19 protein-coding genes are annotated in these 13,751 nt (G+C 71.3%); 10 read left to right on the top strand and 9 right to left on the bottom strand.

Going from position 1 to position 13,751, the window contains the following annotated elements; genetic code table 11:
- Nucleotides 1-175: 175 nt before the first annotated feature.
- From ACYVOO_RS13195 to ACYVOO_RS13185, 3 genes are read left to right on the top strand one after another with little or no spacing between them, the layout of a single operon-like run.
- Nucleotides 176-1,126 carry a hypothetical protein gene (locus tag ACYVOO_RS13195; RefSeq protein WP_461015837.1) on the top strand — a complete coding sequence of 317 codons (951 nt, stop codon included), beginning with the start codon at nucleotides 176-178 and terminating at the stop codon, nucleotides 1,124-1,126.
- Nucleotides 1,123-1,836 (top strand): hypothetical protein, encoded by a 714-nt coding sequence (locus ACYVOO_RS13190; protein WP_461015836.1) that lies wholly within the window; start codon nucleotides 1,123-1,125, stop codon nucleotides 1,834-1,836. Before ACYVOO_RS13195 ends, ACYVOO_RS13190 begins: the two co-directional genes overlap by 4 nt.
- A complete protein-coding gene (locus ACYVOO_RS13185; RefSeq protein WP_461015835.1) occupies nucleotides 1,817-2,704 on the top strand; it encodes an inositol monophosphatase family protein in 888 nt (295 codons plus the stop codon). Before ACYVOO_RS13190 ends, ACYVOO_RS13185 begins: the two co-directional genes overlap by 20 nt.
- A 276-nt stretch (nucleotides 2,705-2,980) precedes the next feature.
- On the opposite strand, the gene ACYVOO_RS13180 is transcribed toward ACYVOO_RS13185, so the two are convergent.
- Together ACYVOO_RS13180 and ACYVOO_RS13175 are read right to left on the bottom strand one after the other, a co-directional pair.
- Nucleotides 2,981-4,315, bottom strand: a complete 1,335-nt coding sequence (locus ACYVOO_RS13180; protein ID WP_461015834.1) for a hypothetical protein — start codon at nucleotides 4,313-4,315, stop codon at nucleotides 2,981-2,983.
- Between the two features lie 25 nt (nucleotides 4,316-4,340).
- On the bottom strand, nucleotides 4,341-4,790 hold the full coding sequence (locus tag ACYVOO_RS13175) for a hypothetical protein (RefSeq protein ID WP_461015833.1): 450 nt from the start codon (nucleotides 4,788-4,790) through the stop codon (nucleotides 4,341-4,343).
- A 63-nt stretch (nucleotides 4,791-4,853) separates the two neighbouring features.
- On the opposite strand from ACYVOO_RS13175, the gene ACYVOO_RS13170 reads away from it, so the two are divergent.
- Together ACYVOO_RS13170 and ACYVOO_RS13165 are read left to right on the top strand one after the other, a co-directional pair.
- Entirely contained in the window at nucleotides 4,854-5,495 is a 642-nt protein-coding gene (locus tag ACYVOO_RS13170) for a hypothetical protein (RefSeq protein WP_461015832.1), read from the top strand.
- A 366-nt stretch (nucleotides 5,496-5,861) separates the two neighbouring features.
- Nucleotides 5,862-6,524 (top strand): HAD family hydrolase, encoded by a 663-nt coding sequence (locus tag ACYVOO_RS13165; RefSeq protein ID WP_461015831.1) that lies wholly within the window; start codon nucleotides 5,862-5,864, stop codon nucleotides 6,522-6,524.
- On the opposite strand, the gene ACYVOO_RS13160 is transcribed toward ACYVOO_RS13165, so the two are convergent.
- Nucleotides 6,505-7,764, bottom strand: a complete 1,260-nt coding sequence (locus ACYVOO_RS13160; RefSeq protein WP_461015830.1) for a transcriptional regulator — start codon at nucleotides 7,762-7,764, stop codon at nucleotides 6,505-6,507. The genes ACYVOO_RS13165 and ACYVOO_RS13160 overlap by 20 nt on opposite strands.
- 468 nt (nucleotides 7,765-8,232) lie before the next feature.
- Here ACYVOO_RS13160 and ACYVOO_RS13155 point away from each other — a divergent pair, with 468 nt between their 5' ends.
- The 5 genes from ACYVOO_RS13155 to ACYVOO_RS13135 all read left to right on the top strand — a co-directional run bounded on the left by ACYVOO_RS13155 (nucleotide 8,233) and on the right by ACYVOO_RS13135 (nucleotide 9,850).
- The gene (locus ACYVOO_RS13155; RefSeq protein ID WP_461015829.1) at nucleotides 8,233-8,442 is read left to right on the top strand and encodes a hypothetical protein; all 210 of its coding nucleotides are present in this window, start codon (nucleotides 8,233-8,235) and stop codon (nucleotides 8,440-8,442) included.
- Between the two features lie 187 nt (nucleotides 8,443-8,629).
- Nucleotides 8,630-8,911: a hypothetical protein gene (locus ACYVOO_RS13150; RefSeq protein ID WP_461015828.1), complete on the top strand. Its 282-nt coding sequence runs from the start codon at nucleotides 8,630-8,632 to the stop codon at nucleotides 8,909-8,911.
- The gene (locus ACYVOO_RS13145) at nucleotides 8,908-9,159 is read left to right on the top strand and encodes a hypothetical protein (RefSeq protein WP_461015827.1); all 252 of its coding nucleotides are present in this window, start codon (nucleotides 8,908-8,910) and stop codon (nucleotides 9,157-9,159) included. The genes ACYVOO_RS13150 and ACYVOO_RS13145 overlap by 4 nt, the downstream gene beginning before the upstream one ends.
- Nucleotides 9,156-9,341 (top strand): hypothetical protein, encoded by a 186-nt coding sequence (locus ACYVOO_RS13140; protein WP_461015826.1) that lies wholly within the window; start codon nucleotides 9,156-9,158, stop codon nucleotides 9,339-9,341. Before ACYVOO_RS13145 ends, ACYVOO_RS13140 begins: the two co-directional genes overlap by 4 nt.
- Nucleotides 9,342-9,358: 17 nt before the next feature.
- The gene (locus ACYVOO_RS13135; protein ID WP_461015825.1) at nucleotides 9,359-9,850 is read left to right on the top strand and encodes a hypothetical protein; all 492 of its coding nucleotides are present in this window, start codon (nucleotides 9,359-9,361) and stop codon (nucleotides 9,848-9,850) included.
- A 395-nt stretch (nucleotides 9,851-10,245) separates the two neighbouring features.
- Here the strand turns inward: ACYVOO_RS13135 and ACYVOO_RS13130 are convergent, their stop codons facing one another.
- The 6 genes from ACYVOO_RS13130 to ACYVOO_RS13105 all read right to left on the bottom strand — a co-directional run bounded on the left by ACYVOO_RS13130 (nucleotide 10,246) and on the right by ACYVOO_RS13105 (nucleotide 13,575).
- The gene (locus ACYVOO_RS13130; protein ID WP_461015824.1) at nucleotides 10,246-10,776 is read right to left on the bottom strand and encodes a flavoprotein; all 531 of its coding nucleotides are present in this window, start codon (nucleotides 10,774-10,776) and stop codon (nucleotides 10,246-10,248) included.
- Complete coding sequence (locus tag ACYVOO_RS13125; RefSeq protein WP_461015823.1) at nucleotides 10,773-10,985, bottom strand: hypothetical protein; 213 nt, start codon at nucleotides 10,983-10,985, stop codon at nucleotides 10,773-10,775. Before ACYVOO_RS13125 ends, ACYVOO_RS13130 begins: the two co-directional genes overlap by 4 nt.
- A gap of 11 nt (nucleotides 10,986-10,996) precedes the next feature.
- Complete coding sequence (locus ACYVOO_RS13120) at nucleotides 10,997-11,443, bottom strand: helix-turn-helix domain-containing protein (protein ID WP_461015822.1); 447 nt, start codon at nucleotides 11,441-11,443, stop codon at nucleotides 10,997-10,999.
- Between the two features lie 12 nt (nucleotides 11,444-11,455).
- Nucleotides 11,456-11,971: a DUF6879 family protein gene (locus ACYVOO_RS13115; protein ID WP_461015821.1), complete on the bottom strand. Its 516-nt coding sequence runs from the start codon at nucleotides 11,969-11,971 to the stop codon at nucleotides 11,456-11,458.
- Nucleotides 11,955-12,212 carry a hypothetical protein gene (locus tag ACYVOO_RS13110; RefSeq protein ID WP_461015820.1) on the bottom strand — a complete coding sequence of 86 codons (258 nt, stop codon included), beginning with the start codon at nucleotides 12,210-12,212 and terminating at the stop codon, nucleotides 11,955-11,957. The genes ACYVOO_RS13115 and ACYVOO_RS13110 overlap by 17 nt, the downstream gene beginning before the upstream one ends.
- 175 nt (nucleotides 12,213-12,387) lie before the next feature.
- Entirely contained in the window at nucleotides 12,388-13,575 is a 1,188-nt protein-coding gene (locus ACYVOO_RS13105; RefSeq protein WP_461015819.1) for an SLC13 family permease, read from the bottom strand.
- Nucleotides 13,576-13,751 lie beyond the last annotated feature (176 nt).

Here is a 13,751-nt window from a genome sequence, read left to right as displayed (position 1 = left end):
TGCGGACACACGCGGTGCTTTCCCTCAACCCCGACCGAGGGAAGGCACCGCTGTGTCGTACGGGACCGGGCCGTACGGGCCGTACGGGATGCCATGGGCACGACACCGGGGCCGCCTGGCCAGCGCACCCCGCGGGCTCCTACGATGCTGGTCACTGACGGGGAGGGAACTACCGGTGGCACAGCGGGTGGGACGCGTCGAGATGAGCGTCGCATGGGTGATCAGGAACCTGGACGTCGTCATCGCCGTCGGGCTCGGCCTGACGATCGGCTTCCTGGACGTGTTCGGTGACGTCGTCAGCGACGACGTCTCCTCAGGCGCCACGCTGCTGGTGCTCGGCGCGCTGGCCGTCGGCTCGATGAGCGAGCGGCTGCGCCGCATGTCCGACATCCGCGAGGCGTCGGCCGAGACCCGTCGCGCGCTGGAGGACCTCGCCATGGTGCGCTCGCTCTCCGGCGACGAGGTCGGCGAGGCACTGGAGACGGCCAGGCAGCAGACCAACCGCTGGTACTTCAAGGGCGGCACGGGCACCTATCTGCGCGCCGTCACCCTGCCCCGCTGCGTGGAGGCGGCCACCAGGCAGCGCGCCCAGCTCAGCGTGAAGATCGACATCATCAACCCGGGTGACGAGCAGACCTGCTCGGCGTATGCGCGCTTCCGGCAGACCTTCGCCCGCCAGCGCAACGTCGCCGCTGCCGACGCCTGGACCACCGACCGCACCCGCAAGGAGGCGTACGCCACCGTGCTCGCCGCCTGCTGGTTCCGGCAGCGGCTGGACACGCTGGAGATCAGCGTCCACCTCTCCTCCGGCGTGCCGACGCTGCGCTTCGACCTCTCCGAGTCCTGCCTGATCATCACCCAGGACGACCCCAGCCGCGTCAACCTCCTCGTCGCACGGGACCAGCCGCTCTACGACTACTACGTGACCGAACTGCACCAGAGCAGGGAGCAGGCCGTCCGCCTCGACCTGCGGGGCATCCCCTCCCTGAGCGAGGAGCCCACGGTGGACGAAGTACGCACGGTCTTCGACGAGTTGGGCCTTCCCCTCCCCGCCGTCTTCACCGACGGCGACGTCGGCGAGATCATTGGAAAGGCCCTGCACGCCGAGGACCCCTACCGGAGGTGAGACGCCTCGGGCGCGGCACCATGGACTACGACAAGCTCGAACACGCGCTCCGGCACGACCCGGAAGGCGCGGCCCCCGCCGAGCTTCGCGCGAGCGTCGTCGGCGCCCTGGAGGACATCGCCTCCGGCGCACGGCCGCTGCGCGCGGTACGGCACCCGCTCGGCTTCCTCTGCCTGCCGCTCCTGCGCGACGGCGCGCGCGGCATCTGCCTCCACCTCTTCGAGAGCGGCGGAGCCGGCGGTGCCGACGGCGCCCCCGTCGAACCGCTGGCCGCGCCCATGCACGCGCACAGCTGGGAACTGCTCAGCCACGTGCTCTACGGGCGGGTCGCCAACCTCCCCGTACGGGTGACGGAGGACGCCGCGCGGCCCACGCACCGGATCTACGAGGTGCGCAGCGAGCCCGGCGGCGTCGACGAACTGCTGCCCACGCAGCGGCTGGTGCGCGGCGAACCGGGCCCCGAACACACCAGCTCGGGCGGGGAGACCTACGCGATGGCGGCGGGCGAGTTCCACGCCACCGTCGTCGCCAAGGGCAGCCCCGCCGCGACTCTCGTGCTCGGCAGATCCCTGCCGGGCCGCTCCGACCTCTCCCTGGGACCCCTGCACGGAGACCGCCACCGCATGGTGCGGCGACTGTGCGGGGCAGGCCACACCGAACGGACCGTGCGCACCGCACTCAGGAGGATCCATGCCGAGCAGCGCGACTGACGAGGGCACCGGGCCGGGAGACGCGGGGGGCGCGGGGCCTTATGCACACGAGCAGCGGGTGGCCGTCGCGGCGGCCGAGGAGGCGGGGGCGCTGCTGCGCGCCCGCTTCCGCGAGGCCCATGCGGTGGGCGAGAAGGGCGAGGACGGCGACGTCGTCACGGACCTCGACCTGGCGGCGGAGAAGGTCATCCTCGCGCGCCTCCAGACCCACTTCCCGCACGAGCGGATCCTCTCCGAGGAGGCCGGGCTGTTCGACGCGGTGGGCGAACGCACCTGGCTGGTCGACCCGTTGGACGGCAGCAACAACGTCGCCATAGGGCTGACCGCCTACGCCGTGGGCATCGGCCTGTGCGTCGACGGGTCGCCCGTCGTCGGCGTCGTCCACGAGCCGGTGACCGGCGCCACCTGGCGGGCCGCGCTGGGCGGGGGCGCCTACGGCGCCTCGGGCAGGCTGACGGGCCCGGCCGCGCCGGTACCCAGGTCCGGGCCCGTGCTCGCCTGGACCCAGGGGCACGCGGTGGGCCGGGGCGACCCGACGGCGACGGCACTGCGCGGCGCACTGGAACGGCGCTCGCGGCGGGTGCTCCAGCTGTGGGCGCCGCTGCTGGGCTGGACCATGCTGGCGCGCGGCACGATCGACGGCTACGTCGGCTACCGCGCCGAGGGCATCGACTTCCCGCCGGGCGCGCTGCTCGCGGCCGAGACGGGCGTGGAGTTCCGCACCCTGGACGGCGGCCCCTTCCGCGTCGGCTTCAGCGGCCCCGACTCGAACCGCAGCTTCGTCGCGGCCCGGCCGGAGGCGGTTCCGCTTCTGCTGGACATGGTGGCGGAGGCGGGGGTGGGGCGCGCAGGGGGCGGTGGGGTGTGAGGGGGTCCCCGCGGGGGCGGGGAGCACGCCGAGCCACTGGGCGACGTTGCAGCTCACCGCAGGACCACCCCCGTGCGTGCGGGGAGCACACGTTTACGCCGGAGCCGAACGCCGTCTACCAGGGACCACCCCCGCGCGTGCGGGGAGCACCCTTCGTGGCCTGGGATGCTAGTCGCGGAATCTGTCATTCTGCATCACTTCACTCCACCGGTTCTCGATGAGGTGGGCGTGCTGGTCGGGATCGATGATGTCCCTGCGGACAGCGTTACGCGGCGGCTAGCTGCCAAGGACATCCATCAGATGGTCGTCCAGGTCAACAGCCCACTCCTCGCGTCGCCATGGGCGCAGCTCTCGGCGGGCGCGCCGTAGCCGGATCGCCGGGACCCGGCCGCCGGTCGAAGCCGCCGCGCCCACGCACTCGTGCAGCAGATCCGCCGCAGCGCGCGGCTCCCCGAGCTTGATCCTCGCGAGGGCCTGGTCCGTCCTGACGATTGCCCGCTGCACCTGCTCGCGCGGCGCCGACAGGGCAGCCGCCGACCGGGCGAACCGGTCGTGCGCGGACTGGGGGTCGCCCACGTACAGCTCACACACGCCCTCGAACCCGCGCAGGTGCCCGAGGGAGAACGACGACGGCGATGGATCGCCCTTGTGGTGCGCTTCCGTATCGTACGCAGCCAGGCCGAGCGCGGTCTGCGCCTGCCGCTCAAGCCCTTCGCGCGCTGCGATCTCCGCTTGGAGTGCGTGTGCACGGGCCCGTACACGGACGCTGGCCCCTGAGCGAGCGGTACGCACCGCCTCATCGACCAGACGGCGGGCGCCGTCGAGGCCGTCTTGGGAGTACAGCGTCACGAGGGCATGGCTCATGTGCACTCCGGCCTGGCGCCACGGGTCTGCGAGCGCTGCGGCCCAGCGGGTCGCGTCGGCGTACAGGGCGCGGGCAGCCGTGTCGTCCCGCGTCTCGAACGTCAGCCGTGCCGCGAGCGTCGCCGCAGACACGGCGACGGCGCGCAGTTCGGGGACCAACGGCACCGGTACGGGCCCGGCCAGCAGTTGACGGCACGCCTCCAGCGCGGGCGAGAGCAGGAGCTGGAGCCGCACGAACGGCACGCTCCCCACCTGTTGGTCCACATCGGAAACGGCTGCGCCGAGTCCTGCGGTCACTCGCTCGTCCACGTGGGTGGGGTCAGCCAGGGCATGCACAAGTGCTGCTTGGGTGCCGGGCGCGAGGAACGCGAGCATGCCCCCGCCCGCATCGGTCACCCGGCGTACGACCGCCGAGCGCAGCTCCGCGATCCGCCGCTCACCCTCGCCCAGCAGGCCGAGCGCGTCGAGGTACTCGGCGAAGTCCGACCCTGCGCCGAGCGCTGTCTGCCCCGCAGGGGTGCGCGCGTACACGAGGCCGAGGAGGAGCTGGTACCTCTCGTCGGGCATCGTGGGCCGGTTCGATTCCCAGCGGGCGACCGAACGCTGGACCGAGGCCGTTGAGGGCAGGTGGGGGTGTGCCAGCTCACGGGCTGTCTCTGAGAGGGCGCGGGCGAGGTCGTTGAGGGACAGGCCGCGACGGGTCCGCAACCGTTTCAGCGTGACTGCGCCGGTGGCCTTGTCGTCCATACCCGCATCATGGCGCACACGGTGACTACACGGGCACGATCAGTCGCGGTTTCCCCAGTTGTGATGTGTAGTCGAGGGTCTGCCAGGTGCCGGACTTCTCATCGTCACGGTGAGGGAAGCCGATCACCATGGATGCGCGATCGACCATGTAGCGGTTCCGCGCGTGGAAGGCGGCGGTCCGCAGCTCGGAGGCCCCTAGCTCGACGGTTTCCTTGATGCGGTCGCGGCTGCGGCTGATCGCCTGCCTCGCCTCGGCAGGCTGTTCGTCCACGGTCCCCGGCACCACGATGGTGATGTCCGCCTCGGAGTTACCCGCGAGCCAGAGCAAGCTCATCGAGTCGATGCCCTTCGCGCCGCCGATGTAGAAGTGGGCGCCTTCGGCGAAGGGGCCGAGGTAGCTGGCGAACAGGTTGCCGTACTCGTCGAGGGCGCGGTGTCCGGTGGAGCGGGTGCCTGTGATCGCCACCGTCCTCATGATCAACTCCGTGTCATTGGTTGTCATATCCCAACAGGTGTGGCCCGTTGGGATGGTCGTCGTGTGGAAGCTGAACTGCAAGAACTCGCCGACCATCTGGCCAAGCACGGGCTCCAGGTGGCCCATGAAGGGGCAGCCCCGCAGAGCCTGCGCGTGACCCACCCCCTGAATGCCTCCCTCTCCGACGAGATTGCCATGGCCGAGGGCCGTTACGTGACCGACTTCGGCTACGAGGTCGGCCCGTTCGGTGAGGAGCGTGAGTGCGCCGGGCGTATCGCGCACATGCTGGCCGCGACACCGCAGGGCAGCACGTGCTGGATCCCGCCTTCTGGGCTCGCCGCAGAGCTGACCCCGGCGGGGGTGCACTGGGACGCCTGTCAGGTGCCCGCGTATCTGGGGGATCGGGTGCTGGCGCGGCTCGGCCGTGAGTCGGGGGCGGTGATCCGGGACCCGTACGGGCGGCGGCTGACCTGGCTCATCGACCCGCTCGCGACGCGGGGGTGGGCGATCCCCGAGGCCACGTGTATCCAACTCCTCAGCACCGCGCAGCACGTGACGGAGCCGCCCGCCTGGTGCACCCGCTCCAGCTTCGCGCACTGGGCGCGGGGCTGGGCCGAGCACGGTTTGACGGATGCGCGGTTGCTACACGTCGTCATCCGTGCCGAACACGGACCGCGCGAGCGCGAGAGCAGGGCCGAGTGGTGAGCCCGCCCTGTTTCTGCTGCCGCCGGGCGCCCGGCACACAGACCGTCCTTCGCGCGTGCGGGGAGCACGTGCTGCACGTCGTGACCGACAACGGGCCACCCCCCCCGCGTGTGCGGGGAGCACGCGACGAGCCCGCTCTCGCGCAGGGCCGCGTCCGGGCCACCCCCGCGCGTGCGGGGAGCACCCTTCGTGGCCTGGGATGCTAGTCGCGGAATCCGTCATTCTGCATCACTTCGCCCCGCCGGTTCTCGATGAGGTGAGCGTGCTGCTCGGGACCGATGATGACGACAGTACGGCGAGCTACTGTCGTGGCCAGCTTTTGCCCTGCGCACAGTGCTACGTGGCGGCTACGTATACCCTGCGGGCATGATTCGCGCGGTGGTCTTCGACGTCGGTGAGTGCCTGGTCGACGAGACGCGGGAGTACGGCACCTGGGCCGACTGGCTCGGCGTCCCACGTCACACTTTCCACGCCATGTTCGGGGCGGTCATCGCCCAGGGCCGCGACTACCGCGAGACCTTCCAGGAGTTCCGGCCCGGCTTTGATCTGTACGCCGAGCGCGAGGCACGGGCCGCCGCCGGACAGCCGGAGCACTTCGGCGAGGACGACCTGTACCCGGACGTGCGCCCGGCACTCGCTGCGCTGCGCGAGGCCGGTCTGTGGCTGGGCATCGCGGGCAACCAGACCGTGCGCGCGGGCGGCATCCTGCGTGAGCTGTTCACCGGCGACGTGGATCTGATCGGCACCTCGGACGACTGGGGCGCGAGCAAGCCCGACCCCGAGTTCTTCCGGCGACTGGCCCAGGTCGTCCCGGCCGAGGCCGAGGAGATCCTGTACGTCGGGGACCGCGTCGACAACGACTTGCGCCCCGGTGCTGCGGCCGGGATGCGCACGGCGCTCATCCACCGCGGGCCGTGGGCGACGATCCAGTGGAACACCTCCGAGGCGCGCGAGCTGCCGACGTTCCGCGTCGAGACGCTTGCCGAGCTGCCAGAGATGATCGACAAGTTCAACGTGCGAGAGCGCTGACCGTCGTCCCCCACCCGTACAGCCGGTCATCCAGCTCACGCACGTACCGCTCGTGCTGCCACGGTGCGAGCGCTCGCCGCACCTCGCGGATGCGGTCCATGCCCATCGCGTACCAGGTCTCCCCGAGCTGATCCAGGGCCTGGAGCGCGTACGCGCACGCCTTCTCGGGAGCCTCGGCGGCTGCTTCGACAGCGGCAAGGTCGCCGAGGATGACGGTGCGCTGCTTCGTGTCGTGCTCGGGCAGCTCCTCCAGGACCCGGGCCAAGGTCTCACGGGCCTGCGGCAGGTGACCCGCGCGCAGTTCGGTGTTCCCCTTGAACGCGGCCAGCCGGACGGGTGTGAACCAGTCCAGCCACGAAGGGCTGACGTGCTCGTTGCCGAGAGCGAGGGCATCCTCTCCGTGACGAATCAGATGCAGGGCCGCCCTCGTGTTGCCGCATCGGGTCTCGCACTCGGCCTCGACCGCGTCGAGCCACGCCCAGATCTCCGCGCTGGCGGGCCCTCGGCGGGCGTAGGCGCGGGCGGCGACCATCCGCTCGACGGCGCTCTCCCGGTCTCCGGCCCAGCCGGGGATGAAGGCGGTGTGCGCGAGGATCGCGGCGCCGAGCAGGTGGTCATCGGCCTCGCCTGCGGCTTGCAGCGCTCGTAGCAGGGTCTCGCTGGCCTGGTCGGGCTCGCGGAGATCGAAGAACTCGATGCGGCCTGCCAGCAGGTAGGACTCGGCGAGCGCGGCGGCGACGGCACGGCGGCACGTGCCGCCGGTCTCCGGCAACAGCGCGCACCCGAGGCGGGTGTGTTCGAGGACGGCGGGATGCAGGGTGGAGGGGGCGACGGACCAGTACATGTGCCGGTGAGCGCGGGTGATCGCCGCGTAGTCGGTACCGACACTGTCGGGATGGCTCGTGGCGGGCCGCTGAGTGGGGACGGTGGCGAGCGCGAGCGGCTGACCTGTTGGGCGGCGCACCGTTCCAGCCCGCGCGTCCTCGGCCCATGGCGGAGTGAACCCGAGTTCTTCCATGCTCTGGCCAAGCAGGTGCACGAGGACGCGCTGAAGGTCAGCATGCGGCCAGGGCGGGACAGACGACTCCCAGCGTCGCACCTGCCGAGCGCCCACAGCCAGACCGCGAATGCCGAGATCGGCGGCGGCGCGAGTCAACGCGTCGGCGAATGTCTGCTGGGAGCGGTAGCCTGCCGCCACCCGCGCGGACTTCAAAGCCGTGTTGCCTGCGGCCTGGGCCATCTCTACCTCCAGTCGTGGTTCGCTCTCATCTTCCACGGCAGTCCGCATTACGACCATCCCTCACTCCTAGGCGTGTATGGAAGTCCTCTTTCCGTCACGCATAAGTCCTCTGTGGGTCCTCGTATGTGATGGCGCGTGAGCCCACCATCTGTGCATGACTCCAGCCGCTGTGCACCCAGCAGATACGTTCGCCGGTTCGCCGATCCTCTGTGCCGCGGTAGCGGATGCCCTTGGGGCAGGGGCGAGCCGGTGAGCGCCCTGACGAGCACGCCGCCGTGGACCCCGCCCATGGGGGTGGCTACCGTGCTGACCCCGGCGGGGGTTCACTGGGATGCGGTGATGATCCCCGTGTACTTGGGTGACCGGGTATTGGCCCGGCTCGGGCGGGAGTCGGGGGCGGTGATCCGGGACCCGTACGGGCATCGTCTGACGTGGCTGGTGCCGCCTGGCACGACGCGGGGATGGGCGGTGCCTGAGACCTCGTGGGTGCAACTGCTCGGCACCGCGCAGCATGTGACGGTGCCGCCCGGCTGGTGTACGCGGTCGGCCTTCACGCACTGGCTGAGGCCGTGGGCGGAACACGGGCTCACCGACGCACGGTTGCTGTATGTGGTGCTCGACGCGGTGATCCGGGCCGAGCAGGGGCCTCGCGAGGACGAGAGCGGGGCGGGGCGGTGAGTCCGCGTTGTTTCCGGTGCTGTCGGGTGCCGGGTACGCAGACGGTCCTTGAGTTGTACTCCGGTGATGAGCGGGGTGCGAGCCCGCAGACGCGCACGCGCACTGTTCCGGTGAAGGTGTGCGACGGGTGCGCGGCTGACATCGCCGCTGAGGACGAGGCCCGCGCCCAGAACCCGGAGGCGGCACGGTGACCGAGCCCGAGTACGAGTGTGGCGTCCAGGACACGGTGCACGAGGGGGCCGTGCGCGAGCACGTCACCGCCGGGACGAGCCCCTACTACCGGCCGTTGTGGCTGTGTGCCCGGCACCGCCGCTACGTCGGGTTCGCGCTGGACCGTATCGCCATGACGGGCGAGGAGCTGGTACGTGCCATCGCCGTCCTCTCCGGCGCGGGCAAACGGCGAGCCGACGCCGAGGCCGATCCGGAAGACGCGGCGGCACCCGCCCTGCGGGTGGTGAACCCGTCATGAAGGGCCGCCCTCCCGCGTGGCTGCTCGCGCCCGTCGAGGTGACCGCACGCACCGTCCGCGTGGACGACATCCACGTCGTCGGCAGCGCGTACCGCACCGTCGAGGATCTGCGCGCCGTGGGCCGCGAGCGCCGCCACCTCCTCTTCGCCGACGGCAGCACTCTGGTCATCGGCCCCGAACCGGTCCGCGTCCTCCGGCCGCAGACACCCCGCCAGCTCGCGACCCGGAGGGCCGGGTGCCGACGATGAGCGGGGCGTGCGCCTGGTGCCGCTGCTGGACCGCAGAGGGCCGCATCGTCCAGTGGCACGGGCCGGACCCACCCGTCCTGGCCTGCCCCCTGTGCCCGCCGGGGCGGCGCGAGCAGATCGCCTCCGTCACCGTCCTCGCCGTGCTCATCGTGACCCTCCTCTACGTCACCACCACCCGCTGAACCCCAGGAGCAAACCTGTGCCGCGCGACCACACCGTCCTCATTCCCGCCGACCCGGAAGACGTCTTCTACGACCCCCACGGCTGGGCCACCACCGCCGGTTTCCCCGTCGCCGTCCTGGAAGGGCAGCAGGCGCGCTTCGTGATGCGGCGCGTCCAGGACCGCGCCGTGCGCCTCATGTACGAACTCCCGCACGGGCCCGCGTTCCTGACCAGCTACCCGCGGCCCATGCCCTCCGGACAGGTCATCGAGATCATGGAAGGCAACCTCGCCACCCTCCTCACCGCCCACGCCTGCCATCCCCTACGGCTACGCGAGAAGGGCGAGCGCATCACGGTGGACGGCGACACCCGCGACTGCGTGTCCACCCTCCTCGCGCCCCGCCACTGGTGGCAGGCCCGCCACACCCGCATCGGCAAGGCGCTGACACACGAGGGCCGCACCGTCATCCTCACCGCGCCGCTCGTCGGCGGCCGAAACCTCCAGCTCACCACCGTGCCCCCGAGCTGACCCGCCTACTCCCGCCCTCGGGGTGCCTCGGCAGCGGTCCGGGGGCGGGTCCCTCATCCTGACCATCTGATCCCGTCGGATCACGAAGGCAACCCCCGCCCTGGCCAGGCGCCTTATGCCATCAGCGAGCCACGCACCTCCACGGGCCACCCCCGCGCGTGCGGGGAGCACCGGCAAGGACACCAGCGCCGAGCAGTCGCAAGGGGACCACCCCCGCGCGTGCGGGGAGCACCCTTCGTGACCTGGGATGCTAGTCGCGGAATCCGTCATTCTGCATCACTTCGCCCCGCCGGTTCTCGATGAGGTGCGTGTGCTGCTCGGGACCGATGATGACGACAGTACGGCGAGCTACTGTCGTGGCCAGCTTTTGCTCTGCGCACAGCGCTACGCGGCGGTTACACGGGCATCTCGCGGACCGCGTCCAAGGCCAGCCGCCAGGGGAACCCGCGCGAGTCGCCCTGCTTCGACGGGTGCGGCTCGCCCGGCCCGAATACCACCCGCACGCCCTGCCCCCGCAGCGTCTCGACGGCCCGGCCCACTGCCGGTTGTGCTCCCAGCGCCGTGGACCAGAACGGCGCCGCGACGACCGGTACCCCCAGGTGCACACCCTCGGCTGGGAGCCCCAGGGCCACCGTGTCGGTGATCCCGGCCGCCCACTTGCAGGCGCTCGTCGTCGTCATCGGTGCGACGACCATCGCGTCGGCGGGCGGCAGCGCGTCCGTCTCCCAGGGCAGCTTGTACTGTGACCGCACCACGCGCCCGGTCAGCTCCTCCAGTTCGTGCAGCCGCTCTCCGTGCCAGCGGGCGGCCGAGGGTGTGAGGATCAGGCACACGTCCCAGCCGTCCTGCTGCGCGAGACGGACCCCGGTGTCGACATGTCGGGCGGGTCCTGCGGCGCAGGCGATCAGGTAGAGCACACGAGTCATGCGCGGAGTCCACACCGCTCGGTGAGCTGACGCAACTGCCAACTCGGCGACGGGTGCACGCCCACCACGTCTTTCACGAGGTTCACCGCGTCCCGGGCCTCGTCGACCAGGCTGGTGGCGGCATTCACGTGCCGGGTGTTGCGCTCCTTCGCCGAGGCGGCCATGGCGGCGTTGAGGTAGAGCATGCCGAGCGTGGACAGGCCGAGCATGCCGCGCTCAGTCAGGTCGCCGGAGAGTTGTCGGGCGGTCGTGACGGCGAAGTCGAGGGCGGCCTGGGGCGGGTCTGGAGCATGCCGGGGATCACCCAGGAGGCGTAGGTGCGCACCTGCCGGGAGCGTTCGTAGCGTGGGTTGACGGCCGCCACCGAAGCGCGCAGACCGCGCCGCTCCGCTCTGCGCCACTCGACGAACATGCCTTCGACCGCGTGCAGCGAGGCGATGATGTCCTCCGTCTGCTCCTCCGCCCCACAGGCGCGGCACCAGACCCGGACGTCCTCGGCCGAAGGCGGTGTCCGGGCGTTCTCGATACGCGACACCTTCGACGGGTACCAGCCGCACCGGCGCGCCAGTTCGCGCCCCGTCAGCTCCACGTCACGGCGCAGCTCCCGCAGCCGGGCGGCCAGCACCTTCCGGGCTTCCTGAACGCTGGAGTAGGCGGACGCGGACACGGGAGGAACGGGTCAGGAGGGGCGGTACTCGGCGTGCGGAATCGCACGTTGCCAGGCGGTGTCGCACGCCGAGGCGTACTGCCGGGCCATCAGGGGATCCTCAATGACCTCCATGTCGGGCTGTACCGACTGCCCGTCGCCGCCGAAGTGGTGCAGGATCACGGTCTGCTCGTCCATCACCCAGCCCTCCAGCACGGGCAGCAGCAACCCGTGGCCGCGGGAGCGCGGCAGCCAGCGCACCTCTTCGCCGGCGGCCACGTTGGCGAATGTGCCCTCCCACTCGTAGCGGATGTAGTCGCTGAGGGGTTCGCAGACCACACGCAGGCGGCGGACGAGGACGCCCCGGCCCACCGCTTCAGCCACGGCGTCGTGCCAGCCGGTCCACCACGAAGCGCGGTCGGCGGGGTCCTCACGGTGGCCTTCCTGCCAGGCGAGGAAGTCGGGATCGTCACGCATGTAGCTGTCACGCAGCTCCAGGTGTGTCGCCGAGTTCCGGGCCTTCGCCAGCCGCTCACGTACCGCCGTCACTGTTGTCCTCGCTGCCGGGGATGAACTGAAGCATGTTGGCCGGGAGCCGGATCACGGTCTCTTCCGGCGGAACCTCACTGGAGTGCCCGGGGATCGATCCGGCCTCCTTGGCCTGCTTGATCGTCGCCGCGTCAGCCCGCCAGGACTGGATGATCAGATCACCGCTCTCCTCGTCCTGCCAGATCGTCGGAGACTTGTCTTCCTTGGTGTCGGGTGAGATTCCGAGGAACCGTAACGCCATGATGTGGCCTCCTGCCGGGCACGTCGGGCTAACTGCACGACTTTCGCCCAGGCCCGCTGTCAGGACAAGGTGCCCAGACGTGAGCCAGCCATCCCCCGCGCGTGCGGGGAGCACCCTTCCCGGGCGCGGGCTCGGGCGCAAGGTCCCGAGGTCCGTTCGCGCGCCCGGAGACCGCTCAGACCACCGCCAGTGCCACCGTCGAACCCACCGTCGCCGTCACCGCCAGCACCAGCCCCGTCAGCATGAAGCGGCCCAGCGGGATCGACGTGCCGTGCCAGCGGCAGCGTTCGAACCAGAGGAGGGTCGCCAGTGAGGCCCATGGGGTCACCAGGGGGCCCACGTTGGTGCCGATCAGCAGGGCCAGCAACTGGTCGTGGTTGGCCTCGGGCACCGCGCCCTCGCCCGCGAGGTAGACGGGGAGGTTGTTGAGGACGTTGGAGAGTCCCGCGCCGACACCGGCCGAGCGCAGCATGCCGAGCAGGCCCCCGTCGTCGCCGACCGCCGACGTCAGGAGCCCGTGCAGCCCGTTGACGTTGACGGCCTCCACGACCAGGAACATGCCGGGCACCAGCACCAGCAGCCGCCACGGCACCAGGGAGAGGCGCAGGTCCTGGCGGCGGCGCAGCGCGAAGACGACCACGACGACCAGCGCGGCCGTCGAGGAGGCCGACCACAGCGGCACGTCGGCCACCAGGATCGCCAGCAGGAAGCCCGCGACCGCCACCGCGCTCACCCGGAACAGCACCGGGTCGGCGGGCCGCAGCGGCTCGGGCGGCGTGTACGTGTCGGCGCCGCGCCTGCCGCGTCGCCAGTAGAAGCCCCACAGGCAGGCCATGGTCGCGGCGATGGACACCAGTTGGGGCGCCCACATGGTGGCCGCCATGCCGCTGGGGGAGAGGGCGACGCGGTCGGCGGCCAGCAGGTTCGTCAGGTTGGAGACGGGCAGCAGCAGGCTGGCCGTGTTGGCCAGCCACACCGTCGTCATCGCGAGCGGCACGGCCGCGATGCCCACCCTGGTCGCGAGCGCCAGCATCACGGGGGTGAGCAGGACCGCCGTGGTGTCGAGGTTCAGGGTGATCGTGGTGACCGAGGCGAACAGGACGCAGAGCCCGAACAGCCGGACATAGTTGCCTTTCGCGGCGCGGGCCACCCAGGACGCCACGGAGTCGAACACCTCGGCCTTGCCCGTCAGCTCGGCGAGCACGATCACCGTGGCCAGGAAGACCAGCAGGGGGCCGATGCGCGCCATCGCTTCCCCGGCGGGCCCGGTGGGCAGCACGCCCGTCGCGAGGAGGACGAGCCCGCAGGCGAGCAGCCCGGCTGCCAGCCAGTCCAGCGGATGCAAGCGCTTGAGGATTCGCACGGCAGACAGGTTCGCACACGGTCGCGAGCCGGACGGCGCGGCCCGTCGCCCGCCGCCCCTGGTCCGCGGCCCGTCGCCCGTCGTGCGCGGCCCGTCGCGCGTCGCCCGCCGCCTGCGGCCCGTCGCCCGTCACCCACCGCCCGTCGCCCGCTCCGCGATCAGCTCCTACGATGGCG

It is taken from the genome of Streptomyces daliensis, from assembly GCF_054782395.1.
Note: the sequence above shows the minus strand (reverse complement) of the source record. Positions and strands in the feature narration are given on the sequence as shown.

What these genes read in the sequence shown, in the direction of transcription:
- ACYVOO_RS13185 (WP_461015835.1), top strand. Translation starts at nt 1,817, where the DNA reads ATGCCGAGCAGCGCGACTGACGAGGGCACCGGGCCGGGAGACGCGGGG.
- ACYVOO_RS13180 (WP_461015834.1), bottom strand. Translation starts at nt 4,315, where the DNA reads ATGGACGACAAGGCCACCGGCGCAGTCACGCTGAAACGGTTGCGGACC.
- ACYVOO_RS13175 (WP_461015833.1), bottom strand. Translation starts at nt 4,790, where the DNA reads ATGAGGACGGTGGCGATCACAGGCACCCGCTCCACCGGACACCGCGCC.
- ACYVOO_RS13165 (WP_461015831.1), top strand. Translation starts at nt 5,862, where the DNA reads ATGATTCGCGCGGTGGTCTTCGACGTCGGTGAGTGCCTGGTCGACGAG.
- ACYVOO_RS13160 (WP_461015830.1), bottom strand. Translation starts at nt 7,764, where the DNA reads ATGGCCCAGGCCGCAGGCAACACGGCTTTGAAGTCCGCGCGGGTGGCG.
- ACYVOO_RS13145 (WP_461015827.1), top strand. Translation starts at nt 8,908, where the DNA reads ATGAAGGGCCGCCCTCCCGCGTGGCTGCTCGCGCCCGTCGAGGTGACC.
- ACYVOO_RS13140 (WP_461015826.1), top strand. Translation starts at nt 9,156, where the DNA reads ATGAGCGGGGCGTGCGCCTGGTGCCGCTGCTGGACCGCAGAGGGCCGC.
- ACYVOO_RS13130 (WP_461015824.1), bottom strand. Translation starts at nt 10,776, where the DNA reads ATGACTCGTGTGCTCTACCTGATCGCCTGCGCCGCAGGACCCGCCCGA.
- ACYVOO_RS13125 (WP_461015823.1), bottom strand. Translation starts at nt 10,985, where the DNA reads ATGCTCGGCCTGTCCACGCTCGGCATGCTCTACCTCAACGCCGCCATG.
- ACYVOO_RS13110 (WP_461015820.1), bottom strand. Translation starts at nt 12,212, where the DNA reads ATGGCGTTACGGTTCCTCGGAATCTCACCCGACACCAAGGAAGACAAG.